Source organism: Aquamicrobium sp. NLF2-7 (assembly GCF_022359935.1).
GTDB classification, from domain to species: Bacteria; Pseudomonadota; Alphaproteobacteria; order Rhizobiales; family Rhizobiaceae; genus Mesorhizobium; species Mesorhizobium lusatiense.
The window spans coordinates 108,548-133,489 of record NZ_JAKSED010000002.1; the positions used below are offsets into that span (position 1 = coordinate 108,548).

General features: G+C 62.5%; 21 protein-coding genes and 2 pseudogenes. 10 read left to right on the forward strand and 13 right to left on the reverse strand.

The window, feature by feature from the left end:
* The 6 genes from MIC97_RS17385 to MIC97_RS17410 form a co-directional block, all read right to left on the reverse strand.
* On the reverse strand, positions 1-738 hold the full coding sequence (locus MIC97_RS17385) for an ABC transporter ATP-binding protein (protein WP_239801268.1): 738 nt from the start codon (positions 736-738) through the stop codon (positions 1-3).
* On the reverse strand, positions 731-1,603 hold the full coding sequence (locus MIC97_RS17390; RefSeq protein WP_239801269.1) for an ABC transporter ATP-binding protein: 873 nt from the start codon (positions 1,601-1,603) through the stop codon (positions 731-733). The genes MIC97_RS17385 and MIC97_RS17390 overlap by 8 nt, the downstream gene beginning before the upstream one ends.
* Positions 1,600-3,480: an ABC transporter permease gene (locus tag MIC97_RS17395; protein WP_239801270.1), complete on the reverse strand. Its 1,881-nt coding sequence runs from the start codon at positions 3,478-3,480 to the stop codon at positions 1,600-1,602. Before MIC97_RS17395 ends, MIC97_RS17390 begins: the two co-directional genes overlap by 4 nt.
* Before the next feature lie 82 nt (positions 3,481-3,562).
* Positions 3,563-4,708 carry an ABC transporter substrate-binding protein gene (locus MIC97_RS17400; protein ID WP_239801271.1) on the reverse strand — a complete coding sequence of 382 codons (1,146 nt, stop codon included), beginning with the start codon at positions 4,706-4,708 and terminating at the stop codon, positions 3,563-3,565.
* Between the two features lie 58 nt (positions 4,709-4,766).
* Positions 4,767-5,189, reverse strand: coding sequence for a DUF3830 family protein (locus MIC97_RS17405; RefSeq protein ID WP_239801272.1), 423 nt, complete (start codon positions 5,187-5,189; stop codon positions 4,767-4,769).
* Complete coding sequence (locus tag MIC97_RS17410; protein WP_239801273.1) at positions 5,186-5,701, reverse strand: hypothetical protein; 516 nt, start codon at positions 5,699-5,701, stop codon at positions 5,186-5,188. The genes MIC97_RS17405 and MIC97_RS17410 overlap by 4 nt, the downstream gene beginning before the upstream one ends.
* A gap of 352 nt (positions 5,702-6,053) precedes the next feature.
* Here MIC97_RS17410 and MIC97_RS17415 point away from each other — a divergent pair.
* Positions 6,054-6,275 (forward strand): annotated as a pseudogene (locus tag MIC97_RS17415) (IS481 family transposase); the annotation flags it as partial.
* A 200-nt stretch (positions 6,276-6,475) separates the two neighbouring features.
* Here the strand turns inward: MIC97_RS17415 and MIC97_RS17420 are convergent.
* Positions 6,476-7,939, reverse strand: coding sequence for an MFS transporter (locus tag MIC97_RS17420; protein ID WP_239801274.1), 1,464 nt, complete (start codon positions 7,937-7,939; stop codon positions 6,476-6,478).
* Positions 7,940-8,024: 85 nt separating this feature from the next.
* Here MIC97_RS17420 and MIC97_RS17425 point away from each other — a divergent pair, with 85 nt between their 5' ends.
* Positions 8,025-8,822, forward strand: coding sequence for a helix-turn-helix transcriptional regulator (locus MIC97_RS17425; protein WP_239801275.1), 798 nt, complete (start codon positions 8,025-8,027; stop codon positions 8,820-8,822).
* A 66-nt stretch (positions 8,823-8,888) separates the two neighbouring features.
* Here the strand turns inward: MIC97_RS17425 and MIC97_RS17430 are convergent, their stop codons facing one another.
* Positions 8,889-10,121 carry a benzoate/H(+) symporter BenE family transporter gene (locus tag MIC97_RS17430; protein ID WP_239801276.1) on the reverse strand — a complete coding sequence of 411 codons (1,233 nt, stop codon included), beginning with the start codon at positions 10,119-10,121 and terminating at the stop codon, positions 8,889-8,891.
* Between the two features lie 110 nt (positions 10,122-10,231).
* Here MIC97_RS17430 and MIC97_RS17435 point away from each other — a divergent pair, with 110 nt between their 5' ends.
* Both MIC97_RS17435 and MIC97_RS17440 read left to right on the forward strand, forming a co-directional pair.
* The gene (locus MIC97_RS17435; protein ID WP_239801277.1) at positions 10,232-11,725 is read left to right on the forward strand and encodes a PLP-dependent aminotransferase family protein; all 1,494 of its coding nucleotides are present in this window, start codon (positions 10,232-10,234) and stop codon (positions 11,723-11,725) included.
* A gap of 73 nt (positions 11,726-11,798) precedes the next feature.
* Positions 11,799-12,116 (forward strand): annotated as a pseudogene (locus MIC97_RS17440) (DDE-type integrase/transposase/recombinase); the annotation flags it as partial.
* 192 nt (positions 12,117-12,308) lie between these two features.
* Here MIC97_RS17440 and MIC97_RS17445 read toward each other — a convergent pair.
* The 5 genes from MIC97_RS17445 to MIC97_RS17465 all read right to left on the reverse strand — a co-directional run bounded on the left by MIC97_RS17445 (position 12,309) and on the right by MIC97_RS17465 (position 18,021).
* Entirely contained in the window at positions 12,309-13,742 is a 1,434-nt protein-coding gene (locus MIC97_RS17445; RefSeq protein ID WP_239801278.1) for a sulfatase-like hydrolase/transferase, read from the reverse strand.
* A gap of 14 nt (positions 13,743-13,756) precedes the next feature.
* Positions 13,757-14,650 (reverse strand): carbohydrate ABC transporter permease, encoded by an 894-nt coding sequence (locus MIC97_RS17450; RefSeq protein WP_239801279.1) that lies wholly within the window; start codon positions 14,648-14,650, stop codon positions 13,757-13,759.
* An 11-nt stretch (positions 14,651-14,661) separates the two neighbouring features.
* Positions 14,662-15,633 (reverse strand): sugar ABC transporter permease, encoded by a 972-nt coding sequence (locus MIC97_RS17455; protein WP_239801280.1) that lies wholly within the window; start codon positions 15,631-15,633, stop codon positions 14,662-14,664.
* Positions 15,630-16,658 carry a Gfo/Idh/MocA family oxidoreductase gene (locus MIC97_RS17460; protein WP_239801281.1) on the reverse strand — a complete coding sequence of 343 codons (1,029 nt, stop codon included), beginning with the start codon at positions 16,656-16,658 and terminating at the stop codon, positions 15,630-15,632. The genes MIC97_RS17455 and MIC97_RS17460 overlap by 4 nt, the downstream gene beginning before the upstream one ends.
* 64 nt (positions 16,659-16,722) lie before the next feature.
* Complete coding sequence (locus MIC97_RS17465) at positions 16,723-18,021, reverse strand: ABC transporter substrate-binding protein (protein WP_239801282.1); 1,299 nt, start codon at positions 18,019-18,021, stop codon at positions 16,723-16,725.
* 274 nt (positions 18,022-18,295) lie between these two features.
* Here MIC97_RS17465 and MIC97_RS17470 point away from each other — a divergent pair, with 274 nt between their 5' ends.
* Genes MIC97_RS17470 through ugpC form a run of 6 tightly spaced genes read left to right on the forward strand, consistent with a single transcriptional unit; the run spans position 18,296 to position 24,817 of the window.
* Complete coding sequence (locus tag MIC97_RS17470) at positions 18,296-19,147, forward strand: DeoR/GlpR family DNA-binding transcription regulator (protein WP_239801283.1); 852 nt, start codon at positions 18,296-18,298, stop codon at positions 19,145-19,147.
* The gene (locus MIC97_RS17475; RefSeq protein WP_239801284.1) at positions 19,147-20,295 is read left to right on the forward strand and encodes an SIS domain-containing protein; all 1,149 of its coding nucleotides are present in this window, start codon (positions 19,147-19,149) and stop codon (positions 20,293-20,295) included. Before MIC97_RS17470 ends, MIC97_RS17475 begins: the two co-directional genes overlap by 1 nt.
* The gene (locus MIC97_RS17480; protein WP_239801285.1) at positions 20,279-21,205 is read left to right on the forward strand and encodes an ROK family protein; all 927 of its coding nucleotides are present in this window, start codon (positions 20,279-20,281) and stop codon (positions 21,203-21,205) included. Before MIC97_RS17475 ends, MIC97_RS17480 begins: the two co-directional genes overlap by 17 nt.
* On the forward strand, positions 21,202-22,524 hold the full coding sequence (locus tag MIC97_RS17485) for a class II D-tagatose-bisphosphate aldolase, non-catalytic subunit (protein WP_239801286.1): 1,323 nt from the start codon (positions 21,202-21,204) through the stop codon (positions 22,522-22,524). The genes MIC97_RS17480 and MIC97_RS17485 overlap by 4 nt, the downstream gene beginning before the upstream one ends.
* A complete protein-coding gene (gene nagA / locus MIC97_RS17490; RefSeq protein ID WP_239801287.1) occupies positions 22,521-23,696 on the forward strand; it encodes an N-acetylglucosamine-6-phosphate deacetylase in 1,176 nt (391 codons plus the stop codon). The genes MIC97_RS17485 and nagA overlap by 4 nt, the downstream gene beginning before the upstream one ends.
* A 53-nt stretch (positions 23,697-23,749) precedes the next feature.
* Positions 23,750-24,817 (forward strand): sn-glycerol-3-phosphate ABC transporter ATP-binding protein UgpC, encoded by a 1,068-nt coding sequence (ugpC, locus tag MIC97_RS17495; RefSeq protein WP_239801469.1) that lies wholly within the window; start codon positions 23,750-23,752, stop codon positions 24,815-24,817.
* Positions 24,818-24,942 lie beyond the last annotated feature (125 nt).

A 24,942-nucleotide genomic window follows, 5' to 3' on the forward strand; every position in this document is an offset into this window, starting at 1 on the left:
TCATCCTCCCAGATAGGCGCGACGGACTTCGTCATTGTCGCGCAGTTCAGCTGCCGTGCCTGCAACGGAGACATGCCCCTGCCTCAGCACATAGCCATGATCGGCGATGGACAGCGCCATATTGGCATTCTGCTCGACCATGAGGATGGTCAGGCCCTGCGCTTTCCATCTGGAGAGGATCTCATAGACATGGTCAACGAAGAGAGGCGACAGGCCCATGGACGGCTCGTCGATGCAGAGCAACTTCGGCTTGCGCATCCAGGCACGGGCCATGGCGAGCATTTGCTGTTCACCGCCGGACATGGTGCCGGAAATCTGGTTGCGGCGCTCGGCGAGACGCGGAAACATCACCATGGCCTCTTCGATCTGCGCATCCAGAACCGCCTTCGGCTCACCCCGGCGCACGAAAGCGCCAAGCTTGAGATTGTCGAGCACGGTCATTTCCGAGAACATGCGACGGCCTTCGGGGATCGAGCCGATGCCGCGCTCGATCATCTGGTAGGCGGGACGGTTGTTAACGCTTTCGCCATCGAAAACGACCTCGCCCGAGGCCACCTTCACCAGACCCAGAAGGGTCTTGACGGTGGTGGACTTGCCCGACGCGTTGCCGCCAAGGACCACCACTGTTTCACCCGGCATGACGGTGACGGTGACACCAAAGAGCGCCTGCACCGGGCCGTAGAACACATCCACATTGGTCAGTGAGGCAAGCGGGGTTTTCTTCGGGGTATCAGTCATCGGCATTCACCTTTCCGAATGCGGCGGCTGTGCGTCGCGTGCCGAGATAGGCTTCGATGACGCGCGGATCTTCCAACGCTGCTTCGGGCCGCGCATCTACAATGGCCGTGCCCATGGCCATGACGATGCAGCGCTCTGCCAGCTGGCGCACGACCTGCAACTTGTGCTCGACCATGACAATGGTCATGTCGGGCCGTCTGCGCCGCAGATCCGCCAGCACCTCGGTCAGTTCGTCGGTCTCGGTCGGGTTCATGCCTGCTGCGGGTTCATCCAGCAACAGAATGTCCGGGTCCTGCACCAGCGCGCGGGCAATCTCCAGACGCCGGCGATTGGCGTAGGACAGGGAAAAGGCCTGTTCGTTGCGGCGCGGCAGAAGTCGGTCGCCGAACATCGCCATCACCTCTTCCACGCGCTTTTCAGATGCTGCGACCCGCGCCTGATAGGCGGGAAGGCGAAGAAGCGCGGAGATCAGTTCGGTCACCGGTCCATATTTGCGCGGGGCACGGCCGCCTCCGATCAGGCCAACCTGAGTGCCGACCATAATGCTGTCGCGAATGGTCAGCATCGGGAAGACGCGGCTGGTCTGGAAGGTGCGTGAGATGCCCAGTGCGTTGATCGCCTCCGGCCGCAACCTGTCGATGCGCCGGTCGCCAAGCAGGATTTCTCCTTCACTGGGCCGAATGATGCCGCTGATCATCTGCAACAGGGTCGACTTGCCGGCCCCGTTAGGCCCCACGACGGCGAGGAATTCGCCCTTGGGGATCGTGAAGTCCAGCGCGTTGGCGGCGACCACGCCGCCAAAACGCCGGCTGACCTTGTTGATGGTCAGCGTGCCTGGCTGGTTCTGGTTTGCGTTTGTGTTCATCGGGTTCCTGCCAGTCCCTGCGGACGGAAGCGCAGAAGAAGGAGAAGGATGAGGCCATAGGCGACCATGCGGTATTCGGCGAATTCGCGCAGAACTTCAGGCAGCAATGCAAGCACCACGCCTCCGATCAGCGCCCCGGTAATGTTTCCGAGCCCACCCAGCACGATCATGGAGATCAGCACGATGGATGTGTCGATGATGAAGCTGTCGGGGCTGACGAAGTTCTGGAGGAACGCGAATTGTGCGCCAGCCAGACCGGCAAGGAAGCCGGAGACGAGAAATGCCAGCGTCAGGTAGCGTGCCACGGGGACTCCGGAGGCATGAGCCGCCAGCCTGTCTTCGCGGATAGCACGCCAGGTTCTGCCGATCGGCGAGTTCAGCACCGCAAAGGCGATGGCCACGACGATGCCGAGCACCACCAGCGCCTGCCAGTACTGGGCCGACAGTGAACGCATGTCGAGCCCGCCGATGAGCAGCGATGGCCGCTGCACGCCGGGTATGCCCATGGGCCCGCGGGTCAGGTCGACCCAGTTGAGGCACACGAGATAGACGATCTGCCCGATGGCGAGTGTCGCAAGGCCGACGGTATGGCCCGAGAGGCGCAGCGTCGGCGCGTAGAGCACTGCCGCGAACACAGCACCCGCCACGCCGGCGAACAGGAACGCGGCTTCTGCCGGAATGCTCCAGGCTACGCTCGCCAGCGCTGCGGCATAGGCGCCGACGCCGAAGAACGCGGCATGGCCGATGGAGATGACGCCGGCCGAACCCGTCAGCAGCGTGAGCGAAACGGCCAGCATTGCGTAGATCGCGGCCTGCACGCCGATCTGCATCAGGTAGTTAGAACCGCTCAGCACCGGCAGCAGGGCAAAGAGTGCGATGACGCCAAGCAGAACCGGCAGGGGCGCATCGATGACACGCTGTTTGGTCCTGCCGGTCGAGCCGGCCATGGATGCAACGACGGAGGTTGTGGGAATGCCGCCCGATGCGCCAGATGCGCCGCCGAGGGCGTCGAGCGACTTGTTGCCGAACAGACCATGCGGACGCACGATGAGAACAAGCAGCAACACGCTGAAGGCGGTGACATCGCGCCAGCCTTCGCCGACATAGCCCGAAGCCAGGCTTTCAAAAATGCCAAGCAGCATGCCGCCGACAATAGCGCCGGGGACCGAGGAGAGACCGCCGAGCAGCGCCGCCGCGAAGCCTTTGAGGCCGAAGGGAATGCCCATCTGCGGGAATACCGACAGGTAGTACATGCCGATCAGCACGCCGGCCAGCGCGCCAAGGGCACCGGCAAGGCCGAAGGAGAACTGGCGCATCAGCGGAACGTTGATGCCCATCTGTTGCGCGGCTTCCGGGTCCTGGGCGGTGGCGCGCAGCGCCTTGCCTGTCCAGGTTCGTGAGAGGAACAGCATCAGCGCCGCCATGACGACCAGCGACAAAACGACGATCAGTATATCGACGCCGGTAATATATGCTGAGCCGATCAGGATCACGAAGCTTGAAAGAGGGGAAGGAAAAGACTGGATTTCCGCAGACCAGATCATTTCTGCGCCTGCATCGAAGATGATGGCGATCGCCAGCGTCGACAGAAGCGGAGCGATATAGGGCGCATTCTGGAGCGGGCGCAGAGCCAGTTTCTCGATGAGCATGCCCGTCACCGTGGTGATGGCAATCGCCAGTGGTATGGCTAACGCCAGCGGCACATGGAGCCGCACCATGGTGAAGGTCAGGAATGCGCCCAGCATCAAAAGCGCGCCCTGGGCGAAATTGATGATATTGGCGACGCCGAACACAAGGCTGAAGCCGAGTGCAATCATGGCGTACACGAAGCCGATCACGATCCCGTTAAGGACCTGACTGAAAAAGAGTTCCAACATGGAAGGGAAACCTCAAGGGGTCACGGGCAGATCGTCGGAGGGCCTTCTGAAGGCCCTCCGGAATATCAGGCGCAGGAGGAGATCACTTAAGCAGCGTGTAAGCGCCATCCTGGATCTTGAGAATCGTCAGGTCCTTGGCAGGCGTTCCATCAACGAATTCGGTAACGCCGGTAACGCCGTCAAACGGCGGCAGGTTGTCGATGGCGTCACGCAGGGCTTCGCGGGTGATCGGCTGACCTGCATCGGCAAGGGCCTTGGCGCCGGCCGCAGCGATGGAGATGGCGTCGTAGGCATAGGCAGCCCAGAGGTCCGGTTCGCGGCCGAACTTGGCGCTGTATTCTTCAACGAACTTCGCCTTCGACGGATCGCCCGGGAAGAAGTAGGTGGTGGTGATGACACCGTTGGCTGCATCGCCGGCCAGCGTGATCAGCTCCGGATTGTAGAGGGTTTCCGGGCCGATGACCGGCGTTTGGAGGCCCGCCTGGCGCAGCTGCTGCAGGAAGGTGGCCGACGGGCCGTAGTGGCTGGCCAGAAGGATGGCGTCCACATTGGCCTGACGCAGCTTGGTCACCAGCGGACGGAAATCGCGGGCGTCGGGAAGCATGGCTTCAAACACCGGAACTTCCGAACCGTCGGCTTCGAGCGCCTTCTTGGTCGCGTTGCCGACGAAAATGCCCCAGTCGTCCTGGAAGTAGATGATGGCTACGCGCTCATGCGGCGCGTTCTCTTCCAGCGTCTTCACATAGATCAGGGACATGGTGTCCTGAGTGTTGGGAATACGGAACTGGTATTTGGAAATCTTGGTATAATCCGGATGCGAGGATGACGGGCTAACCTGCGGTACGCCGGCCGTGGCAAAGATTTCGCCGGCCGCGATGGAGTTGCCGCTGGTGAACGAGCCGATGGCCGCCACGACATCCTTGTTCTCGGAGAACTTCTGCGCGATCGCGGTCGCCTGCATCGGCTCGCCACGATCGTCTTCGGTCAGGACGACCAGCGGTTTGCCGCCAATGCCGCCGCTTTCGTTCGTCTGCTCGACAAACAGCTCGACCGCTTCCTTGAAGCGCTCGCCATTGGCACCGAAGCGACCGGTCAACGGTGCGAAGAAGCCGAAAATCACGTTCTCCTGCGACTGCGCCAATGCAGGGGTGCCTGCCCCCTGCATCAGCGTCGCCGCTACTGCCATTGCCAGGCCGGTCCTTGCCAGCCAGTTCATACGATGCGTCATGACTTCCCCTTTTTTGTTCATGTTCACAAGCCGCCTCCCACCGGGAACACGGTTATTTCTAGGCGAGCCGCAAGGTCAGCGGCACGCCCGGGCTGGTCCAGGTCTTGACGGCAGCCAACTCCATTTCGGTCGCCCCTTCGATGATCTCTCCGCAATAGGAAAGCTCGAAAGGCTCCGGCGACACGTCATCGCCGTAATAGATGCAGATCTGCTGGCGCGGGCCGTAAAAGCAGACCGAACCGCCGGCCGTGCCCTTGACGGCGCGACGCTCCTTGCAGATTTCCGTCAGCGTCTGCGGCTTTTCGTTGGGCATCACCACCGGCAGGCAGAAATAGAGCAGGTCGCCCACGATCTTGCCGTGCTGGGCAATGCTGGTGACCGGCAATATCTTGCGCAGCGCTTCGGCCACCGCCGGATAGCGATCCTCCCAGATTTCGATGGTACAGGTGTCGCGCCCGGCCATGTTGAGGATCAGCTTCATGACTTTGCTCCCATTTCCAGACCATCGGCGTTGCGCGTACCATAGCCGGCGCGCATGAAGCCGGTGCAGACGCCCCAGGGAAAGGCAGCGTCGAGCCAGACATGGACGCGGTTGGCATAGGCAAGGGCCGCGTCGGTCAGACGCTGAAGTTCGGCCAAATCCTGTGTGGTCTGGGCAAGCCCGATATAAGTGCGGACGAGGCCCGCGGCGTGCTCGAGCCCGAACAGCTCGAAGAAGCCCGCCTTGCGGCCCACCAGCTCCGAGATCATGACCTTGAGCGTCGCCAGATCGGTGTCCGGGCGGTCGCACATCAGGTGAATGACCCAGAGCGTTTCGTCGGCCAGCGAGCGGGCTGTGCCTTCCGCGAAGATCAGGGGGGTCAGATATTGCCCTCTGGATCCGACGCCCTGCACGCTTTCCCCGCGTGAGAGGACGCGAATTTCCTCAGGCTGGGTCAGCCAGATAGCCTCGCATTCCCGTCCGAATAGCGTAATGGCCTCGTCTATGGTCATGCATCCTCCGATCACGATGTGCCATGTTAAGTCATATATTTAGTAACTCAACAAATTCGTAGCGCCGCAAACGGGCTAATGCAAGAGGCTTCAAAGCGCCCTGCGAGGAATATCGAACTTCTTCGTATGTGTTTATTAGAAATAAATTCTAATATTAAATCACACGGTAACAACCCATGCTCCGTATGAGTTGTTAAGTAGAAATATGCGGTGTGCGCCTTCGTTGATGTGAATTCGGACGACCAGACTCGGACCGCAGAAAGCAAATCCCGCTCGACCCAACCGCCTGCATCCCCGGTGTTTGATTCAGGATTTTATGATGCAATCTTTCGCAGCAATGGAAGGATGCGCTATGGGCCCGGTGCCTCATGGGCGCGCCACGGCAACAGAGGTGCTGCGTCGAGCGATACAACATAATCACGAGAGCCTGAGGGGGCTGACCAGGCGCTACACGATCAACCAGAAGACAGTACCGAAGCGGAAGAAGCAGACCTCGACAGCAGACTTGCCGAAGGGACCGAAGAAGCCGCATCCAACGATGTTATCGCGGAAGGATGACGCGGTCATTGCCGCCTTATCGCCTCCGGTTTCGCTTGGGAGTACTGTACGCCGCGAGAATGGCCTAGCTGTTTGACGCCGGCGCTGACCCGCAGCCACGATGCAAAACAACTGAAACCGCTTGCGCATCGCTGGGGCTTTTCTTTCCCAAACAACCCCGACACAACGGCTAATCTGCAAGCTTGGCTCTGGTCACCGCGCGTGCAAGAAACGCCTTCATGCTGTTGCCCACCGTCCATGAACTGCCAGTCGTGCCAGCAGGATCGCTGCCAGGATGGCCGCCGCAACATTGTAGCTCATGCCGGAGACGAAGGCCGAGGCGTAGCGCGCGGCCTGTAATTCGGCACCCTCCCCGAGCGCTGCACCGAAAAGGATGCCGACGAGGGCCACGCCAAGCGCCGCGCCGACCTGCTGAAGGGTGGAGATGACGCCCGATGCCATTCCGGCCTGACCTTCCTCCACGAAGCCGAGCACGAGGTTGAGCAGAGGTGTCATGATCATCGCCTGCGCCCCGCCGATGACGATCAGCACCGGGATAAGATGTGCCACCACAAGATCGGCGCCGGCAATCCACACCTGCACTACCAGCACGCCGAGTGAGGCCGCATATACCAGCGCACTCAGGGCAATGGCAGGCGTGCCGAAACGTGCGACAAGGCGCGGGGCGCTGAGCGAGAGGATGACGAAAGCTACGGAGCAGGGCACGAAGGCGCTGCCTGCATCGAAGGGGCTGAGGCCAAAACCCGTCTGCACCAGAAGCGCGAAGCAGAGAAAGAAGGATGAGGCCGTCGAATAGATCAGGAGCACCAACAATCCGCCCTGGGCAAAGCGGGGCCGACGCATCAGCGCCATGTCGACGAGAGGCTGATGGCCGGTTTTGCGGCGACGTTCCTGATGGCGATAGAAGGTGGTGAGCAAAAGTGCAGCCCCGGCAAGCGACAGGAAACTCCAGAGCTGCCAGCCATGTGTCGTAGCCTCGACCAGCGGCACGAGAAGCATCGTCAGCCCTAGGGTAACCAAAGCCACACCCGGCCAGTCGAGCGCCGGACGCTCAGGCGAGCGCGTCTCCGGTATGAACCGCGCCATCAGGATTGCGAATATTCCGACAGGCACGTTGATGAGGAAGATCGTGCGCCATCCAAGATCGAAGATGTTGGCTTCAACCAGAAAGCCACCGACGATTTGTCCTGCAATGGCGGCAAGCCCGAGCGTCATGCCGAGAAAGCCGAAGGCGCGGCGGCTGTCCTCGCCGGAAAAATTCACCCGGATCGAGGCATAAACCTGCGGGAAGAGCAACGCCGCCGCCAGCCCCTGCAATACGCGCGCGCCGATCAGGATTTCCACGGTTGGAGCAATCCCGCAAAAAAGCGATGCGACTGTGAACCCGGCCATGCCGAGAATGAACAGCCGCCGCCGCCCATGGAGATCGCCAAGCCGCCCGCCTGTAACCAGCAGGACGCCGAAGGCCAGTTCGTAACCCGCCACGATGAACCCGATCTGCGACAGGCTCGCTCCGAGTTCCGCCTGCATGGAAGGGATCGCGACATTGACCACGAAAAGATCGAAAATCGTCACGAACCCGGCCAGCAGCAGAATGAACAGGCCAGGCCATGGCGGCCGCCGGACAGCTTCGGGAGGAATGGGGGAAAGGCGTTCGGTGGTGCAGGCCTCGGAACTCATCTGGCGTCCTCGTGTGTTGACGCACCAGCGATTCCACGGACATTATCCTTTTACAATTTAACTGCTTATGCTGTTGCTTTTTGTAATGGGCGAACCGATGCGCACCCTTGAGCGAACCCGACCAGAGCTTGCCGATTTCCTGCGCACGCGCCGGGAGCGGCTGTTACCGGAAGACGTTGGCCTTCCATCCGGCAAGCGTCGGCGAACACCCGGGCTGCGGAGGGAGGAAGTTGCCGCCCTCGCAGGTGTCGGACTGACCTGGTACACATGGCTTGAGCAAGGCCGCGAGATTGGGGTTTCTGCCGATTTCCTCGACAATCTTGCCCGCGTGCTCAAACTCGATGCCGCCGAACGACGGCATCTGTTTCTGCTCGCCCACGAGCGTCCGCCGGCAGAACCCGGCAAAACGTTCTGCATCGTGCCGGCACTCGCCGCCCGATTGGTGGAAGACCTTGCTCCCCACGCCGCCTATATCATTAACCTGCGCTGGGACGTGCTGGCTTTCAATGATCCCGCCGACTCGCTGTTCGGGTTCAATGGCCATGAACCCGGCCAGCGAAACATGCTGCGGCTGCTTTTTACCGATCCCGCGCTGCGCGATGCCATCGTTGACTGGGAAGAACAGGCGCCGGCAATGCTGGCGAGCTTCCGCCGTGATTTCGCCGCCGCACGGGAAGATGCCGATGCCGGAAGGCTGGTGGCGGAACTGGAGGCGGTTTCGCGCGCGTTCAAAGGCTGGTGGCGCAGTCAGGACGTCCATGCGCCTTGCACCGGCACCCGGGTGATCCGTGTCGGGGGGAAGCCCATGGAGTTTGAGCACACATCGCTTACCGTTGATGGCGGACAGCATCTGCGCCTCGTCGTCTACGCGCAAAAACGCTGACCACGCTGCATGTAGGCAAGCATGAACGACCTGGCTCTGGATCGAAATGATGGGGCTGCATGGTCTTCACTCTGCCGCGCCTTCGGTGATCGCAGTTTCGACAGCCCGTTTGCCGGGAAGCTGTCCGTTCAGCACCATGTATGCGATGAGGCCGATCACCAGCCCCCAGAACGCGCCTCCGACGCCGAGCATGTTGATGTTGGCGGCCGAGGCGAGGAAGGTAATGAGCGCCGCTTCGCGCGATGCCGGTTCCGCCATCGCCCCCGCGAGGCTGCCGCCAATGGTGCCGAGCAGCGCGAGGCCCGCGAGCGTGGTGATGAACGTGGCGGGGAACGCCATGAATACCGCCGCAAGGGTCACGCCGAACACGCCGACCAGCACATAGAAGCAGCCTGCCGCAATGCCGGCGATCCACCGCTTCGACGGGTCTTCGTGCGCTTCGCGGCCCGTGGCGATGGCGGCCGTGATGGCGGCGATGTTGAACGCATGGGAGCCGAAAGGGGCCATGACAAGCGAGCCAAGGCCGGTCACGGTCACGATGGGGTTGGCGCTCGTCCTGAACCCGTCATTCCGAAGCACCAGCATACCCGGCATGTACTGGCCGGTCAGTGTGATGAGGAACAAGGGCAGCGCGACGCTCAATGCCGCGTTCAGCGTGAACTGCGGCATGGTGAAGATCGGCATGGCGAACTTCAATTGCAGGCCCGACAGATCGACGCGATCCTGCCAGAGCAGAAACACAAGACCGATTACGAGGATGCCGACCACGGCATAACGCGCGGAAATGCGCTTGAGCAGCACATAGGCGAGGATCAGCAGACCGACCAGCACCGGATCGACGCTCGCGCCGCCAAAGGCCCCGACTCCGAATTGCAGCAATATGCCCGCAAGCAGGCCCGAGGCGATGCCAGGCGGGATCAATCGAATGACCTTCTCGAAATATCCCGACATGCCGAGCAGAACGAAGGCAACAGCAGAGATGATGTAAGCGCCGACCGCTTCCGCATAAGACGTGGTGGCAAGCGCCGTGACAAGAAAGGCGGCAGCCGGTGTTGACCAGGCCGTGATGATCGGCTCCCGGTAGCGCCAGCTCAGGAACAGCCCGGTCAGCCCGACACCAATCGAGACCGACCATACCCAGGATGCCGTCAGTTCCGGGCTAAGGCGCGCAACCCGTGCGGCCTGGAAAACCAGAATGAACGTCCCGCCATAGTTGACGATGACGGAGATCAGCCCGGCGACGATGGGATGGGTAAGATCATTCAGCCGGATAGGTGATGGTGACGAACTGGGCGACATGGTTCAGAGCATTCTCCGGAGACAGGGCACGAAGCCGCGAACATGCCTTGACATCTAGCCGGTCAATGGCCTGATGTTCCCTGCCAATTCTTTCCAGAGGATCAGACCATTTGTTCAGGCACTCGCAGCTCGAATCCGTGAAGGCATGGCTCGCACATCCTGCGCATGCGGCGATGCCGCTCTATGCGCGGATACAGCGGGCGATCCGGCAACTGATCCTTGACGGCACGCCTGGCCCCGGAAAGCCGCTCCCGGCCTCGCGCGCGCTTGCGGCATCGCTGGGCGTTTCACGCGACACGATAGAAGCCGCCTATGCGCAGCTTCATGCCGAGGGCTTCATTGAACGGCGTGTCGGCAGCGGCAGCTTCGTGGCGGAAATGACGGAGTTCGCGCCCGTACACCGGCGCTCCAGGCGCGACGCCCTCATGCGCAATCAGGCCCCGAACCTTAGTAAGCGCGGCGACACCATGTTCCGCAGCGGTGGTGTGCGTGAGATGTTGATACCACGGCCCTTCGCGCCGGGGGTGCCGGACACGCGCAGCTTTCCACTACCGCTTTGGGAACGGCTGGAGCGGCAGGTGCTGAAAGAAGTCGGCACATTGGCGCTGCTGCATGGCGACCCGCAGGGCGCCGAGCCGCTGCGTCGGGCTATCGCCGACTATGTGAACCTCGAACGCGGGGCACGCGCCACGGCCGACCGCGTGCTGGTGCTGACCAGTTCGCAACAGGCGATGACGCTCTGCGCAAACATGCTTCTCGATCCCGGCGAGCGGATCTTCATCGAAGACCCGGCCTACTACGGGGCGCGCAAGGCATTCGACGCCGCTGGTCTGGAATCGGTGCCGATCCGCGTGGACAGCCAGGGCGTCACGGTCGAGCCGATCCTGAGCGATCCGCATCGGGCCAGGGCAATTTTCCTCACGCCCTCGCACCAGTTTCCGACCGGCGCAACGCTGGCGCTCGATCGCCGGCTGGCGCTGATCGAATGGGCCGCCCGGCATCAGGCATGGATCATTGAGGACGATTACGACAGCGAGTTCCATTATGCGGGCAAGCCTACCGCCTGTGTGCAGGGCCTCGATCCGCATGACCGGACCATCTATATCGGCACCTTCACCAAATCGCTCTTTCCGGGCTTGCGGATTGGCTATGTCGTGTTACCGCCGCAACTGGTGAACCCGATGACGGTCGCCCGCACATTGCTTGACGGCCACACGGCATCCATAGCGCAACTGACGCTGGCGCGGTTCATGGAAGGCGGGCATTTCGGAGCGCATGTTCGCGCCATGCGTGGCATCTATGCGCAACGGCTTGAGGTGCTTTCCGGCCTGGTCAGCAAACACCTTTCCGATTTTGCCGAACCCCGTATCCCCGTCGGCGGCTTGCAAATGCCGTGCCTTCTTACCTGCGACATTCCCGAGCGCATGGCCGTCGATGCCGCGCGCCGTGTGGGGGTGGAACTGTTGGGACTGTCCGCCCTCCATGCCGCTGGTGACGGCAAAGCCGGCTTCCTGATGGGCTTTGCCGCCTACACGCCAGCGGAACTTGAAGTTGCCGTCAGGAAACTGGCGAACGCACTCCAGACGGTGAAGACGCGCACTTAAATGGTTTGTTGCAAATTTTCCTGCAAGCTAATGATCTTATGGGTTCGGCTGTCATGTGGAACGAGTTTTCACTATCTTCAAAGGCTGCCAATTCGACCGATCTGTTGTTTGCTGTGTGTACGCTGGTATTTGGCCCATGGCCTGAGCCTCCGGAATCTGAAGGAGATGATCAGAGTGTGGCGGCCACGTCTGTCATAAGACGATCCACCGCCGGGGCGTTCGTTTCTCGCCGATGCTGCTGGAGCGCTTCAACCTCACGAAGCGAACCGTCAGGGGAAGATGGCATATAGACGAAATCTATATCAAGCTTCGCGGTCAATGGATGTATCTCTACCGGGCCCTCGACAGCATCGTCATAGATGGGAGCCAGACCAACCGGAAGGCGATCATCTGCCATAATGACGAGGAGATTATCGCCTTCAACCCGGCTCCAACGCTCAAGGAGCAATTCGAGGCAATCGCAGCCTGAATTGTGTATTGAGAAGCAAGGTAAGACGCACTCCCAAGAGTTTGCAACACAACCACCCGGAGTCCTGACACAATTGCGCGCGCAAAAGCGCTGCGCACTCTCGCTGGTATTGCCTCAGTGCAGGCGGTCCTGATGATCGACGAAAATGGCGCCGCCGACACCTTGGCCGCCGACCCTGTCGATCTGTCCGCCGCCCATGACCGGCAGGCGTGAGCCATCCATTTGGCTGGTTCCGTAGCGTGCGAACCATTCGTTCATGCGCGCGAGCAGCGCCGCGACGACGGCTGCCCTGTCCGAATCTGCCGCGAGGTTGCGCTCTTCTTGCGGATCGGCCACGAGGTCGTAAAGCTCGCAGGAACCGCCTGCATGGCGATGAATGTATTTCCACCGCCCCTCCCGGATCATCCGGTTCGGGCCATACTCATCGAAGACCACGACATAGGCATCCTCTTCAGGCGCGTCGGATGTGAGCACGGCACCGATATCGCGTCCGGGCAAGCCTGCCGGTATCTGGTCGCCCAGACCGACCCATGACAGGATCGTCGGCAGGAAATCATAGTGCGAGTAAAGCCCGTTGAGCGTTCCCAGAGCGATGCGCGAGCGCTGCATGAAGATGCCCGGCACCTTGACCGAAGTCTCGAACAGGTTCTGCGGGAAGGTGCCGTTGCCCTTTCCGTATATGCCGTGATGGCCCATGTTCATGCCGTTGTCGGACGTGAATATGACGAGCGTGTCCTCAAGCTGGCCGCTGCGCTCCAGCGCCTCGAGCAGCATGCCAATGCCCCTGTCCATGGCCGTGACGGCGGCGAAGTAACCGGCAAGGATACGGCGACGCGCATCCTCGTCCCCAGGAAACCTGGCCGGATCGTAGAAGCCCGGATGCATGGGCGGAGCGGGCAGGCTCGCGAAAGCGCAGCCGGGATAATAGCGCCGGAAATCCTCAGGCTTGTGCTCCGCCTCATCCCACGGGGCATGGGGTGCCGTGTAGTGTACGCTCAGATACCATGGATCGCGGCCCTTCTGCCGGTCGATGAAGGTCAGGGCATTGGCCGTGATGATGTCCGTGAGATAGCCGTGTTCCAGATGGACCTCTCCGTTGCGGATCATTGCCGGCGACTGATAGGAGCCGCCACCGGTGGCATAGGCCTGCCAGTAGGAAAAGCCCCTGTGCGGCTCGTGCGTGTTGCCCAGATGCCATTTGCCGCTCAGCCCGCAGACATAGCGGTTCGAAGCCAGTATCTCGACGAAGGTGCGATGCCTGTCGAGATAGCGGATCAGGCGGTTGTGGAACTCCGTCTCGATGGCGGCGTTGCCCGCCCTTATCCAGTCATGCACCCCATGGGTGGAGGGAATGCGCCCCGTCAGCAGCGAGGCGCGCGCTGGAGAGCACACGGGCGATACGCAGTAGAGCGCGTCCAGACGCTTGCCGTTGCGGGCCAGTTCGTCCAGATTCGGCGTATGGATCTCGGGTGTTCCGGCATTCTTCATGGCCCAGTGGCCCTGATCGTCCGAAACGATCATGAGAATGTTGGGTCGTGCGTGCGCCATGCCAGTGCCTCCGCCTACTTGCTGCCGCCGAGGGTGAAGCCCTCGATGATCCTGCTGCCCAGCCAGAAATAGATGGCGAGGATGGGCAGGATGACGATGCACATGCCGGCGAACAGCCCACCCCAGTTGGCGGCATTATATTGCATCTGCTGCAGGAACTTCAGCAGCGCCAGCGGAAGCGTTTCCTTTTCCTGCGACTGGAGGAGAACGAGGGCGAAGATCGTCTCGTTCCAGTGAGCGATCAGGTTGAGAATGAACAGGGTGATGATGCCCGAACGCGCCATAGGCAGCATGATGGACCAGAAGGTGCGGAAGGGGGATGCACCGTCGAGCGCTGCCGCTTCCTCCAGTTCCGCCGGCATGGTGGCGAAGAAGCCCGTCAGGAAGAATACGGCGAAAGGAAGCGACGTGGCAACGTAAAGCACCCACAGGCCGCTCAGGCTGTCGACCAGACCGAAAGCGCTCATCAGCGCATAGAGCGGAAGCACGATCACCTGTGCGGGAATGCCGATGCCGAGCGCGAAGAACATGGTGATCGGCTCGGCGCCCAGAACCCTGAACCTGCTCAGCGCATAGGCCGCGGGCGCCGCGATGATGATGGTGGCACCCGCCGTGGCCACCGACAGGATCAGCGTGTTCATGGCCGCCACCCCGAAATTGCCGGCCACCCAGGCTTCCTCGAAGTTCTGCCATCGCAGGGCCGCCGGCAGCGACCATGGGAATTCGAGAATCTCGCGCGTCGTCTTGAACGACGACAGTAAAAGCCAGCCCAGCACGAAGATGTCGAAGGCGACGAATGCCCAGACAAGAACGACCGGCACGAGCCGCGACAGCGAAATGCGGGCAAGGCCGGCACGCAGCGGTCCCGGCAGGGAAGACTGTCCCCGTTGGGTATAGGTGGAGCTCATTGCAGGCCTCCTCAGAACTGAAGGGCTTCGCGGCGCGTGGCCCGGCGGATGAGCCAGACCAGAACGGCGACGAGAACGAGCATGACGAAGGCACTGGCGGCGGCGGGGCCATAGCGCGGCGTGCCCGGTGATGCGAAGGCTTCCGCGTAGGAATAGAGCGCCGTGTTCCAGACCTTGGTGGACGGCAGGTATCCGGCCCCGCCGGCAAAGGCATAGATGAACTCGAATATCTTGATAGAGCTGATCGTCCACAGCACCGCGGCCATGGCGACGATCTCCCACATGAGCGGCAGCGTAACATACCAGAAGCGCTGCAGCGGGTTGGCGCCCGCAAGCTCCGCCTCCTCGTAGAGATCGGCAGGAATGCGGTCGATGCCCGCCATTAGGATGGTGGTGTAGAACCCGGTGGAAACCCAGACCAGCCCGATCATGATCACGTTGAAGAGGTTGGACTCGTTGAGCCACGCGGGCGGACTGGTGATGCCGATGCCTGCCAGCATGCTGTTGACGAGGCCGTTTGCCTGGAACAGGAACCCCCACAGGATCGAGATCACCACCGCAGACAGGATGTTGGGGAAGAAGATGACCGACCTGACCACCTTGCGGCCCGCCATCTCGCGCAGCGCCATGGTGAGGGCGAAGCTGATCAGGAAGGTTGCGCCCCCGACGATGAAGATGATCTTCAGCGTGTTTATGAAGGAATTGATGAAAACCGGATCGTAGTAGAGAATCTCATAGTTGCGCAGCCCGACATATTCCATGGGGCCGGCACCCGGCCATTTGTGGAAGCTAATCCAGATCGTGGCGATGGTGGGCAGTATGAAGAAGACCACATAGAGAAGCAGTGCCGGCAGCACGAACCACAGGAACAGCCTGCGGCGGGGAGCGTGCATCGGATCCACGGCTGCGGCGGTCGTGCGAATGGTGGAACCTCTCGTCATGGCGGCGCGTCCCTGCGCTGTGATCCCGGCATCCGATGTCATTCGGGACCTCCGATATCCAACGGCCGGTCCTCGGCGGCACTGATGTGGATCGCCTCGATAAGTTCGGTGATCCACGCCGAGTGGACGACGTCAGGCCCCTTTTGAACGCCCTCGCGCACCGACTGCACGAATGTTTCGATCATGAGCAGGTTGGGACCCGCGATCCTGCCGTCGATTTCCTGCACCTGCACCCGCGGCAGAGCGAGCTTGTCGGAAACGATTTCGAGCCCCTGGTCCCTGTCGTCGACGCGCGCCACGGCTTTTTCGCCGATCAGCTCATATCGGAAGTCGACGAGGGAAGGCGAGTTCTCGGGCAGCACCCACACGGATTCGGCATTGGCCGTCGAGCCATCGGCGAACCTGATGGTTGCCTGCAGCGAATCCCATGTATCGACGCCGGATGCAGCGAGAAGGCCGCGCCGGCCGGCCGCATAGACCCGCGCCGGCTGGGCCCCGACGGCAGCACCGACTATATCGAGCGAGTGCGGCATGAGGAACCAGCCGGGGGAGGAATCCGCCGCCCATTTCAGCATTCCCAGCGGAACGGCGAGGCTGTTGCTGAGCCGCACGTTCTGCGCAATGACCGCACCGAACTCCCCGGCCCTGACCCTGCCGAGCAGGGAGGCGAAAACCGGGTGCCAGCGGTTCATGCAGGCAACGGTGCACAGCACCCCGGAACCGACAACGGCATCACGGATGATGCGGGCATCCCCCGAGGACGTCGAAACCGGTTTTTCAAGAAAAATGTGCAGCTTTCGCGCCGTGGCGGCAAGCACCGGCTCGACATGCGCGAAGTCGGGCGTTGCGATCATGACCGCGTCGAGATCGCTGCCCGTCAGATCGTCGAGACTTGAGGCCAGCGGCACATCCAGCTCTTCGGAAAGCCGGCGCGCCGTCGACTGGCTGACATCGAACAGCGCTGCCACTTCCACGCCGTGCAGGCGCTGGAGGATACGCCCGTAAAGCGCCCCGCGCAGGCCGCATCCGACAATGCCGAAGCGCAGGGTCCTGAGATTGTCCTTCATGTCTTCGCCTTCATCATGCGATGGAGACGGCCAGGCACCGCGCCTGCCCGCGGATGGTGCGTGATCAGTTGAGACGCCGGTAGGTGACCGTATTCTCAACCAGCGCATCCTGAAACTCCTGCGCGCTCTTCACGCCGAAGATCAACTCGTTGACGAGCGGGATCAGCACCTTGCCGGTATAGTCGGCATCCAGATCGATCAGCCCGTCGAACTGGCTGTGCACCTCGGGCGAAGTCTCGATCGCCTGCTTGGCGGGGGCCAGCTCGTCGGGAACGGCGATGTCGGCGCGAGGCGTGAGGTTCTTGGCGTCGGTGGCGATCCCCGTCAGCCTGTCCTTGGCGAGGAAGTAGCTGATGAACTTTTGCGCCGCCTCCTGGTTCGCGGCCTTCTTCGGGATGGCGAAGCCGATGAAGGACACTTCCTGCGTCTGGTGTGCGCCTTCGCCTACGTCCGGCATCGGGAAGGAGCGCGGCTTGAAGCCGGGCACGGCATAGGTGGTCGTCTCGCTGACGATCCACGGACCGTTGAAGATGACGGCCGCCTTGTTGGTGGCCCAGAGCTGCTGCATGGCCGGCCACTTGCTGGCATTGTATCCCGGCGCGAAATAGCCCCCCTTCACCAGTGCCTCGATCTGCTTCGCGGTCTCGAGGATGCGCGGATCCTTCAGGGCCTCGCCGGTCGGATCAGCGACTGCCTCGCGCAGCTTGCCGGGGCCCAGATGGCGCACCGCGATTTCCGCGAAATAGTAAAGGTTGAAGTTGGAAATGTCGCCATCAAGGGCAAGCGGCGCGACGCCTTTCTCCTTGGCCTTGTCGAGGAAGGCCACGAAATCCGCCCAGTTCTTCGGCGGCGCCTTCTCAACCTCCGGCAGGAAGGCGGCATCATACCACCATTGCGAGGTGATCACCTCATACGGCACCAGCCACTTCGCTCCGTCCGCAGTGATGAAATCGAGATATTTCTCCGGGAACACGCTGGCAACGGTCGTTCCGGCCTCACCCGGAATCTCGGAAGCGAAGACCGGGGAAAGATCGCTCTGGCTGCCGGTCGACACGAGGATCGCCCGGACATTGCGCTGTGCTCCGTCCACGAGATCAGCGGGTGTCACGGGCGAGTTGAGCGTGGGGGCGAGCTTCTTGAGATTGTCGCGGCCGATCCACTGCACCTTGACATCGATGCCCGTCTCGCTGGTGAAGGAGTCGATCGCCTTCTGGATGACCTTTTGCTGGGGTTCACCCGAATTCCACATCGACCAGTAGGTGATGCTTTCCTGCGCCTGCGCAGAACCTGCGATGCCGGCGGCTGCCGTCGCTGCGATGACCGCCAGCGCGGTCCGTCGGGTCATGTTGATCCTGATCGTCATCGTGCCGTTCCCTTGTTTGGTCCGTAACCGGATGCCTTTGGATGCGCCTTCCATCCCGGACAGCGGCGGTTCTCCCCATGGCGCCTTTGTTGTCTGCCCGGCTTTATGATATGTAGTTTTGCGTAATTTTAATTTGTGCGCAACTAGGTTTTGACAAAAAATTTTAGCAAAACTATATTCTGCGTCAGGCTGATCGGGCGCAAATATCATGCTGCCGAGATGCGTTCCGGCAATGATGTCATTCCGCGCAGGCGGAGCAGATGAAGTGGAGACCATGTCGCTTTTTGAGAACATCGCCGCCGACGCGCCGCGACTGAGCAAATCGTTTCGCCGGATCGCGGCCTATATCGAGCAGGAGCGCGAAGGCTTCATGAACAGAACCGTGCGCGAGCTGGCGCTCGCCACCGGGGTCAGCGAGCCGACGCTCATCCGCTTTTGCCGCCACTATGGATGCAGCGGCGTGCCGGAATTCCGCATCGCGCTCGCCATGTCGCTGGCGGAGCGCAATGCTGCCGACCGCGCGCAGATCTTCGAGCCGCTGATCGAGGACAAGAATGTCGTCAACCGCGCCGCCAAGCGCGCGATCGCCCGGTGCGCGGCTGAACTGGCGGGCAGCGACCAGCGCATCATCCTCGATTCCGGCTCCACCATGCAGATGATGGCCGAGGAGCTTCGCGAGGGCAGCCCCCTCACCATCCTGACAACCGGCCTCAACATCGTCCAGACACTGCGCACGGCACGCCAGCACACCATCATCCTACCCGGCGGCACATTCCGCTCCGAATCCATGTCGCTGGTCGGTCGCATGGTCGAAACGTCGCTCAGCACGATGCATTTCGACACCGCCTATATCGGCAGCGACAGCATTGATCCGGTTATCGGCCTCAGCACCTTCAACGAGGACGAGGCGCACCAGAACCTCGCCATGATCGCGGCCAGCGAGCGCGTCGTGGTGCTGGCCGACGCCAGCAAGTTCAGTTCGCCGGCCCTGCACCGCATCTGCGAACTGGACAAGGTGCACACCATCGTCACCGACACCCGCCTGCCCCGGCAGACGCGCGATCTCATTCAGGACATGGGTCTGGAACTCATCTGCGCCGACCCCTCGCCGGAAGGAAATGGCTGATGAACGTTCACAAGCTCGACCTGCCCGCCAGCGCCAGCATGACCGAGGAAGAGATCAAGTCGCAGCCTGCCGTATGGGGCGAGTACGCGGCGGAGCTGGCCCGGCATTCTGCTGACATCCACGAATGGATCCGCCAGCGCGCGCCACAGGAGATCTGGCTGTGCGGGGCCGGCACTTCCGCTTACATCGGCGAGACCGCATGCGCCTATCTCGAAGCGCGCACCGGCATCCGCCACCGTGCCATCGCCACGACCAATCTCGTTTCCTCCCCGCAGGACTTCATCGTCACCGACCGACGCGTCCTCGTCGTCTCCTTCGGACGCAGCGGCAACAGTTCGGAAACGACTGGCGTTCTCGATATTCTCGACCGGCACATGCCGGCGGCGGACAGGCTCAACATCACCTGCAACGGTGACAGCGAGCTGGCCCGCCGCAAGGGGCCAGGCGAAGGCGGGCAAAAGACCGTGGTGCTGCCCGCCGGGGCGCACGATCAGGGCTTCGCCATGACGGCCAGCTTCACGACGATGCTGCTGACCGTCCTTGCCTGCCTCGACAAGGCCTCGCCTGCCCTGATCCGCGCCTCGGTGCGCGCACTGGCGCAGAAGGCCGCGGAGACGCTGGCGGCAGTTGAAGCTTTCGTGGCCAGACGGCTTTCCTCGCCTCCGGAAAGGGCAGTGTTCCTCGGCTCCGGCGCGCTCACCGGCATAGCGAGGGAATCCGGGCTGAAGGTGCTCGAACTCACCCGGGGCCGCATCGCCACGGCCTGGGAATCGGCTCTGGGCTTCCGTCACGGCCCCAAGGCCATCCTCAACGACAGAACGCTGGTCGTCGCCAACGTCTCCATTCATCCCCATACGCGCCGTTACGATCTCGACCTGATCGGGGAAATCCGCCGCCAGTTCGGAAGCTCCCAACTGGTGGTCGTCGGGCCCGCCGGCATCGGTGCGGATATCGAGCTGGAGCCCGTGGGCAACGACGCGTGGAGCGCAGTGCTCTACGTGCTGCTGCCGCAACTACTTGCGGTGCGCTGGAGCGAGGCGCTCGGTATTACTGTCGACAATCCGTTCGAGGGCGGCGAGCTGAACCGCGTCGTGTCGGGCGTCACCCTCTACCCCTATGACGGCGACGACGATGTACGGCGGCATTGACCTCGGCGGCACCAAGATCGAAGCCTGCCTGCACGACGGCGACTTCAATGCGCTCGAACGACGCCGCATACCGACGCCCCCGGGTTACGATGCCCTGATCGACGCACTGGGCGACCAGATCGAATGGCTGCGCCATGCAGCTGGCGATAGCGGCCTGCGCATCGGCGTCGGCATCCCCGGACTGGTGGACCACACCAGCGGCCTAGCCTATACGGCCAACCTTGCCGCGATGAACCGGCCGCTGGCACAGGATCTTTTCCTGCGCGTCGGAACGCTTCTGCCCGTCGAAAACGATTGCAAGTGCTTTGCCCTGTCGGAGGCGAATGGCGGTGCCGGCGAAGGTGCGGCGACCGTGTTCGGCCTGATCATCGGTACCGGCGTTGGGGGTGGCATATGCGCCGATGGCCGCCTGTCGCGCGGCTGGACCGGCCTTCCCGGCGAGGTCGGGCATATCGGCATACCGGCCTGGTTGCTCGACGATCTGAAGCTTGAACCGCTTGCCTGCGGCTGCGGCCGGAAAGGGTGCTATGAAACCTATCTGTCCGGCCCCGGCATTGCCCGCATCTCCGTTGCGTACAACGCCGTGACCGCAACGGGCGAGACGGTGGCCGCCGGGCTGGCTGCCGGCGATGCAGGTGCCGAACGCACGATCGCCGCGTGGTCGCGCCTGGCTGGCGAACTCATCCATACCCTTCAGCTCACACTGGATCCGGAACGCGTCGTTCTGGGCGGCGGCGTCACGCTGATTCCCGGCATTGCCGATCGCATCCTCCATGCCTTCGCAGGCGCGAAGCTCGCGCCGACCCGCACCCCCTCGATAGCCCCCGCCCGTTTCGGCGACAGCAGCGGCGTGCGTGGTGCGGCCATGCTGGCGCGTCCGGATCACCAACCTTCACGAGCAAATCCATGAAAGCCCTGCAAGATGTCATCCGCCGCAACCGGGCCGGGGAGGCTGTGGCGCTTACCGCCGTCTGCTCGGCTCATCCCGACGTTCTTACGGCTTCGCTTCTGCTGGCGCGCGACGAAGGCAAGACGCTGCTGGTCGAGGCCACCAGCAATCAGGTGAACCAGTTCGGCGGCTATACCGGAATGCAGCCCGCCGACTTCATCGCCTTCGTTCACGGCTTCTGCGACCGGCTCGGCGTCAATCGCGGACAGATCCATTTCGGCGGCGATCACCTTGGACCGCAGGCATGGCGGCGCGAGGATTCCGCCACGGCCATGGCCAAGGCCCGCGACATGATGGCCGCCTATGTGCGGGCCGGCTTCTCCAAGATCCATCTCGACTGCTCCGAAGGCTGCCGCGGCGAGCCGGCGCAGGTCGGCGACCTGCTTGCCGCAGAACGTGCGGCCGAACTTGCCGATATATGCGAACGCAGCGCCGCCAACCCTTCCGACATCAGCTACATCATCGGAACGGAGGTGCCACCGCCCGGCGGGGCGCGGGGCGAAGACGATCACCAGTCGCTGGTGGTGACGACGCCGGAGCGGGCTTCGGCCACCATCGCCTGCCATGCTGCCGCTTTCCGCAAGCGCCGGCTCGACCAGGCATTTGCGCGAGTGGCGGGGCTCGTGGTCCAGCCGGGCGTAGAATTCGGCCCCGACCATATAGACGTTCTGGACCCGGCCGCGCCCGACGATCTGTCGCGTGCGCTTGACGCTCACCCGGCAATGGCATTCGAAGCGCATTCGACCGACTACCAGCCGGACGCCGTGTTCCATGCTCTGGCGCGGCGCCACTTCGCCATCCTCAAGGTGGGCCCGGCCCTCACCTTCGCCTACCGTCGCGCGCTCTACGCCCTCGACGAGCTGGTGCGCCTCTATCGCAGCGATGCTTCATCCATGCCCCTGCCGGCCGTGATGGAAAACCTGATGCTCGCCCGTCCAGACCACTGGAAAACGCATTATGCAGGCGCCGACGACACGACCACGAGGATCCTGCGTCACTACGCCTATGCGGACCGCATCCGCTACTATTGGAACCTGCCCGAGGCAGTGGCAGCCGTTGCCGCGCTGGAACGGTCCTTCGCCGGCCTGTCACCGGCCGAACCCGCCCTGCTCCAGTATTTTCCGCACGCCGTCCTGGACCGGGCCGAAAACATGCGCGCATCGGGCTATCCGCTTGGCAAATCCCTGATCATCGCGGAGATCCAGTCCGCACTGGCCCCCTATCTCTCGGTTGCGCCGCAAGCGGGACACCCCGAACCGGAACAGAAGCTGCGCGCATGAGCGGACCCGCCCAACAGATCGCCGGCGGAACCAGCGATGAAGGCGGGTGGTGGCTGCTGCCCGACCGGCTCTTCGACGGCACAAGGTGGCGCAATGGACGCGCGCTGCATATCGAAGCCGGCCGTATCACGGGTATCGTCCCGCAGGAGGCCATACCGTCCACGCAAACGGTGGTTTGCACCCCGCGTCTCGCCTGTCCCGGTTTCGTTGACCTGCAGGTCAACGGCGGCGGCGGCGTGATGTTCAACAACGATCCGTCGCCTGAGGCGCTCGCCATCATCGGCAAGACGCATCGCCGTCTTGGAACGACGGCCTGGCTGCCAACCTTCATCACCGACACGGCCGACAGGCTCGACATGGCGGTCGATGCCGTGATCGCCACGATGGGCAGGCATGGCGTGGCGGGAATGCATATTGAGGGGCCCCACATCAACGTGGCCCGCAAGGGAACACACTCGGCGGAGCTGATCCGCCCGTTCGACGCCCGCACCATGGCGAGCGCCGGCAGGCTGCGCGAGGCGGGCGTGCCCACCATGCTGACGCTGGCGCCGGAATGCGTGCCCGATGGTGTCATCGCGCAGCTGCGGTCCATGGGCGTCGTCGTCTCTGCCGGCCACACCGCCGCAACGGGCTGTGAGACAGAAGCCGCACTCGACGCGGGCGTCAACTGCTTCACCCATCTTCACAATGCCATGACGCCGATGACCTCGCGTGATCCCGGCGTGGTCGGCGGAGCACTCGACAGCGATGCATGGTGCGGCATGATCGTGGATGGTTTCCATGTGAGCGATGCGACGACGCGGATTTCCCTGCGCGCAAGGAAGTGCCCGGACCGCACCTTCATCGTTTCGGACGCGATGGCAACGGTCGGCGGGCCGGATTCGTTCGTCCTTTACGGCGAGACGATCCGCGTCGACGGAGGCCGTCTCGTCAACCGCAGCGGATCGCTGGCCGGCGCACATGTGGACATGGCCCATTCGGTCGCCCGGCTGGTGCGGGCAATCGGCTTGCCGCTGGAGCGGGCGCTGGCCATGGCGACCTCCGTTCCCGCCGACGCAATGGGCCTTGGCCATGGAATCGGACGGCTGGAGGTCGGCGGCAAGGCCGATTTCCTGCTTCTGGAGCACGACCTGTCGGTCGCCCGCGTGTTCGGCGACGGGCAGGCGCTCTGACGGATACAGGGCCCGGACAGACGAAAGAGAAAAACATAATGAGGGAGAACATCATGGCGCCCGTCACCATCGACAACATTTGCAAGTCCTATGGCAATCTGGATGTGATGCACGGTGTTTCCGTTGACATCGAGGATGGAGAATTCATGGTGCTGGTCGGGCCGTCGGGCTGCGGCAAGTCCACCCTGCTGCGGATGATTGCAGGGCTGGAAAGCATCACCGACGGCTCCATCCGCATCGGCAGCCGCATCATCAACGACGTCGCCCCGAAGGATCGCGACATCGCCATGGTGTTCCAGAACTACGCGCTCTATCCGCACATGACCGTTCGCGAGAACATGGCCTTCGCCCTGAGGCTGCGGAAGATGGCGGCACAGGAGATCGACAGGCGCATCGAACAGGCCGCCGGGATCCTCGGCCTGTCAGCGCTGCTCGACCGGTATCCGCGCCAGTTGTCGGGCGGCCAACGCCAGCGCGTCGCCATGGGCCGCGCCACGGTGCGTGATCCTCAGGTCTTCCTGTTCGACGAGCCTCTGTCCAATCTCGACGCCAAGCTGCGCGTCACCATGCGCAGCGAGATCAAGTCCCTCCACCAGAGGCTGCGTACCACGACCGTCTATGTCACCCACGATCAGGTCGAGGCCATGACCATGGCGGACCGCATCGTGGTCATGCACAATGGCGTGGTGGAACAGATCGGCACTCCGCTCGAACTGTACGACAGACCCGACAACCTCTTCGTTGCCGGTTTCATCGGTTCGCCATCCATGAATTTTATCGAAGGTACTGTCCGCCTCGGGGAGCGAGCGACATTCTCGGTGCCGGAAGGCTTCGCTATGGATATTGGCGAGGCCTGTGGCTTCCAAGACGGCCAGCCGATCGTGCTGGGCATCCGCCCCGAAGATCTGACGATCGCTTCCGAGGGCATACCGGCGGAAGTCGCGGGGGTTGAGCCTACCGGCTCGGAAACGCTCGTGATGGCGCAATGTGGCACACAGAATGTCACATGCGTGTTGCGGGAGCGGCTGCCGGTGAAGCCAGGGGACACGATCCATCTCAACGCGAACACCGATGCCCTGCATCTCTTCGACCCGCACTCCGGAGAACGGCTGCTTTCGTAATCCAGCCTGCGTCCGCGATGCATCAGGCAACGGCACAGTGCTGAAGGCAACGCGGTCCCGCGAATACCGTATCCCGGCCTGATGAACATGAGACCTTCATTGTTGCGCTGATTTATTGCCCACTC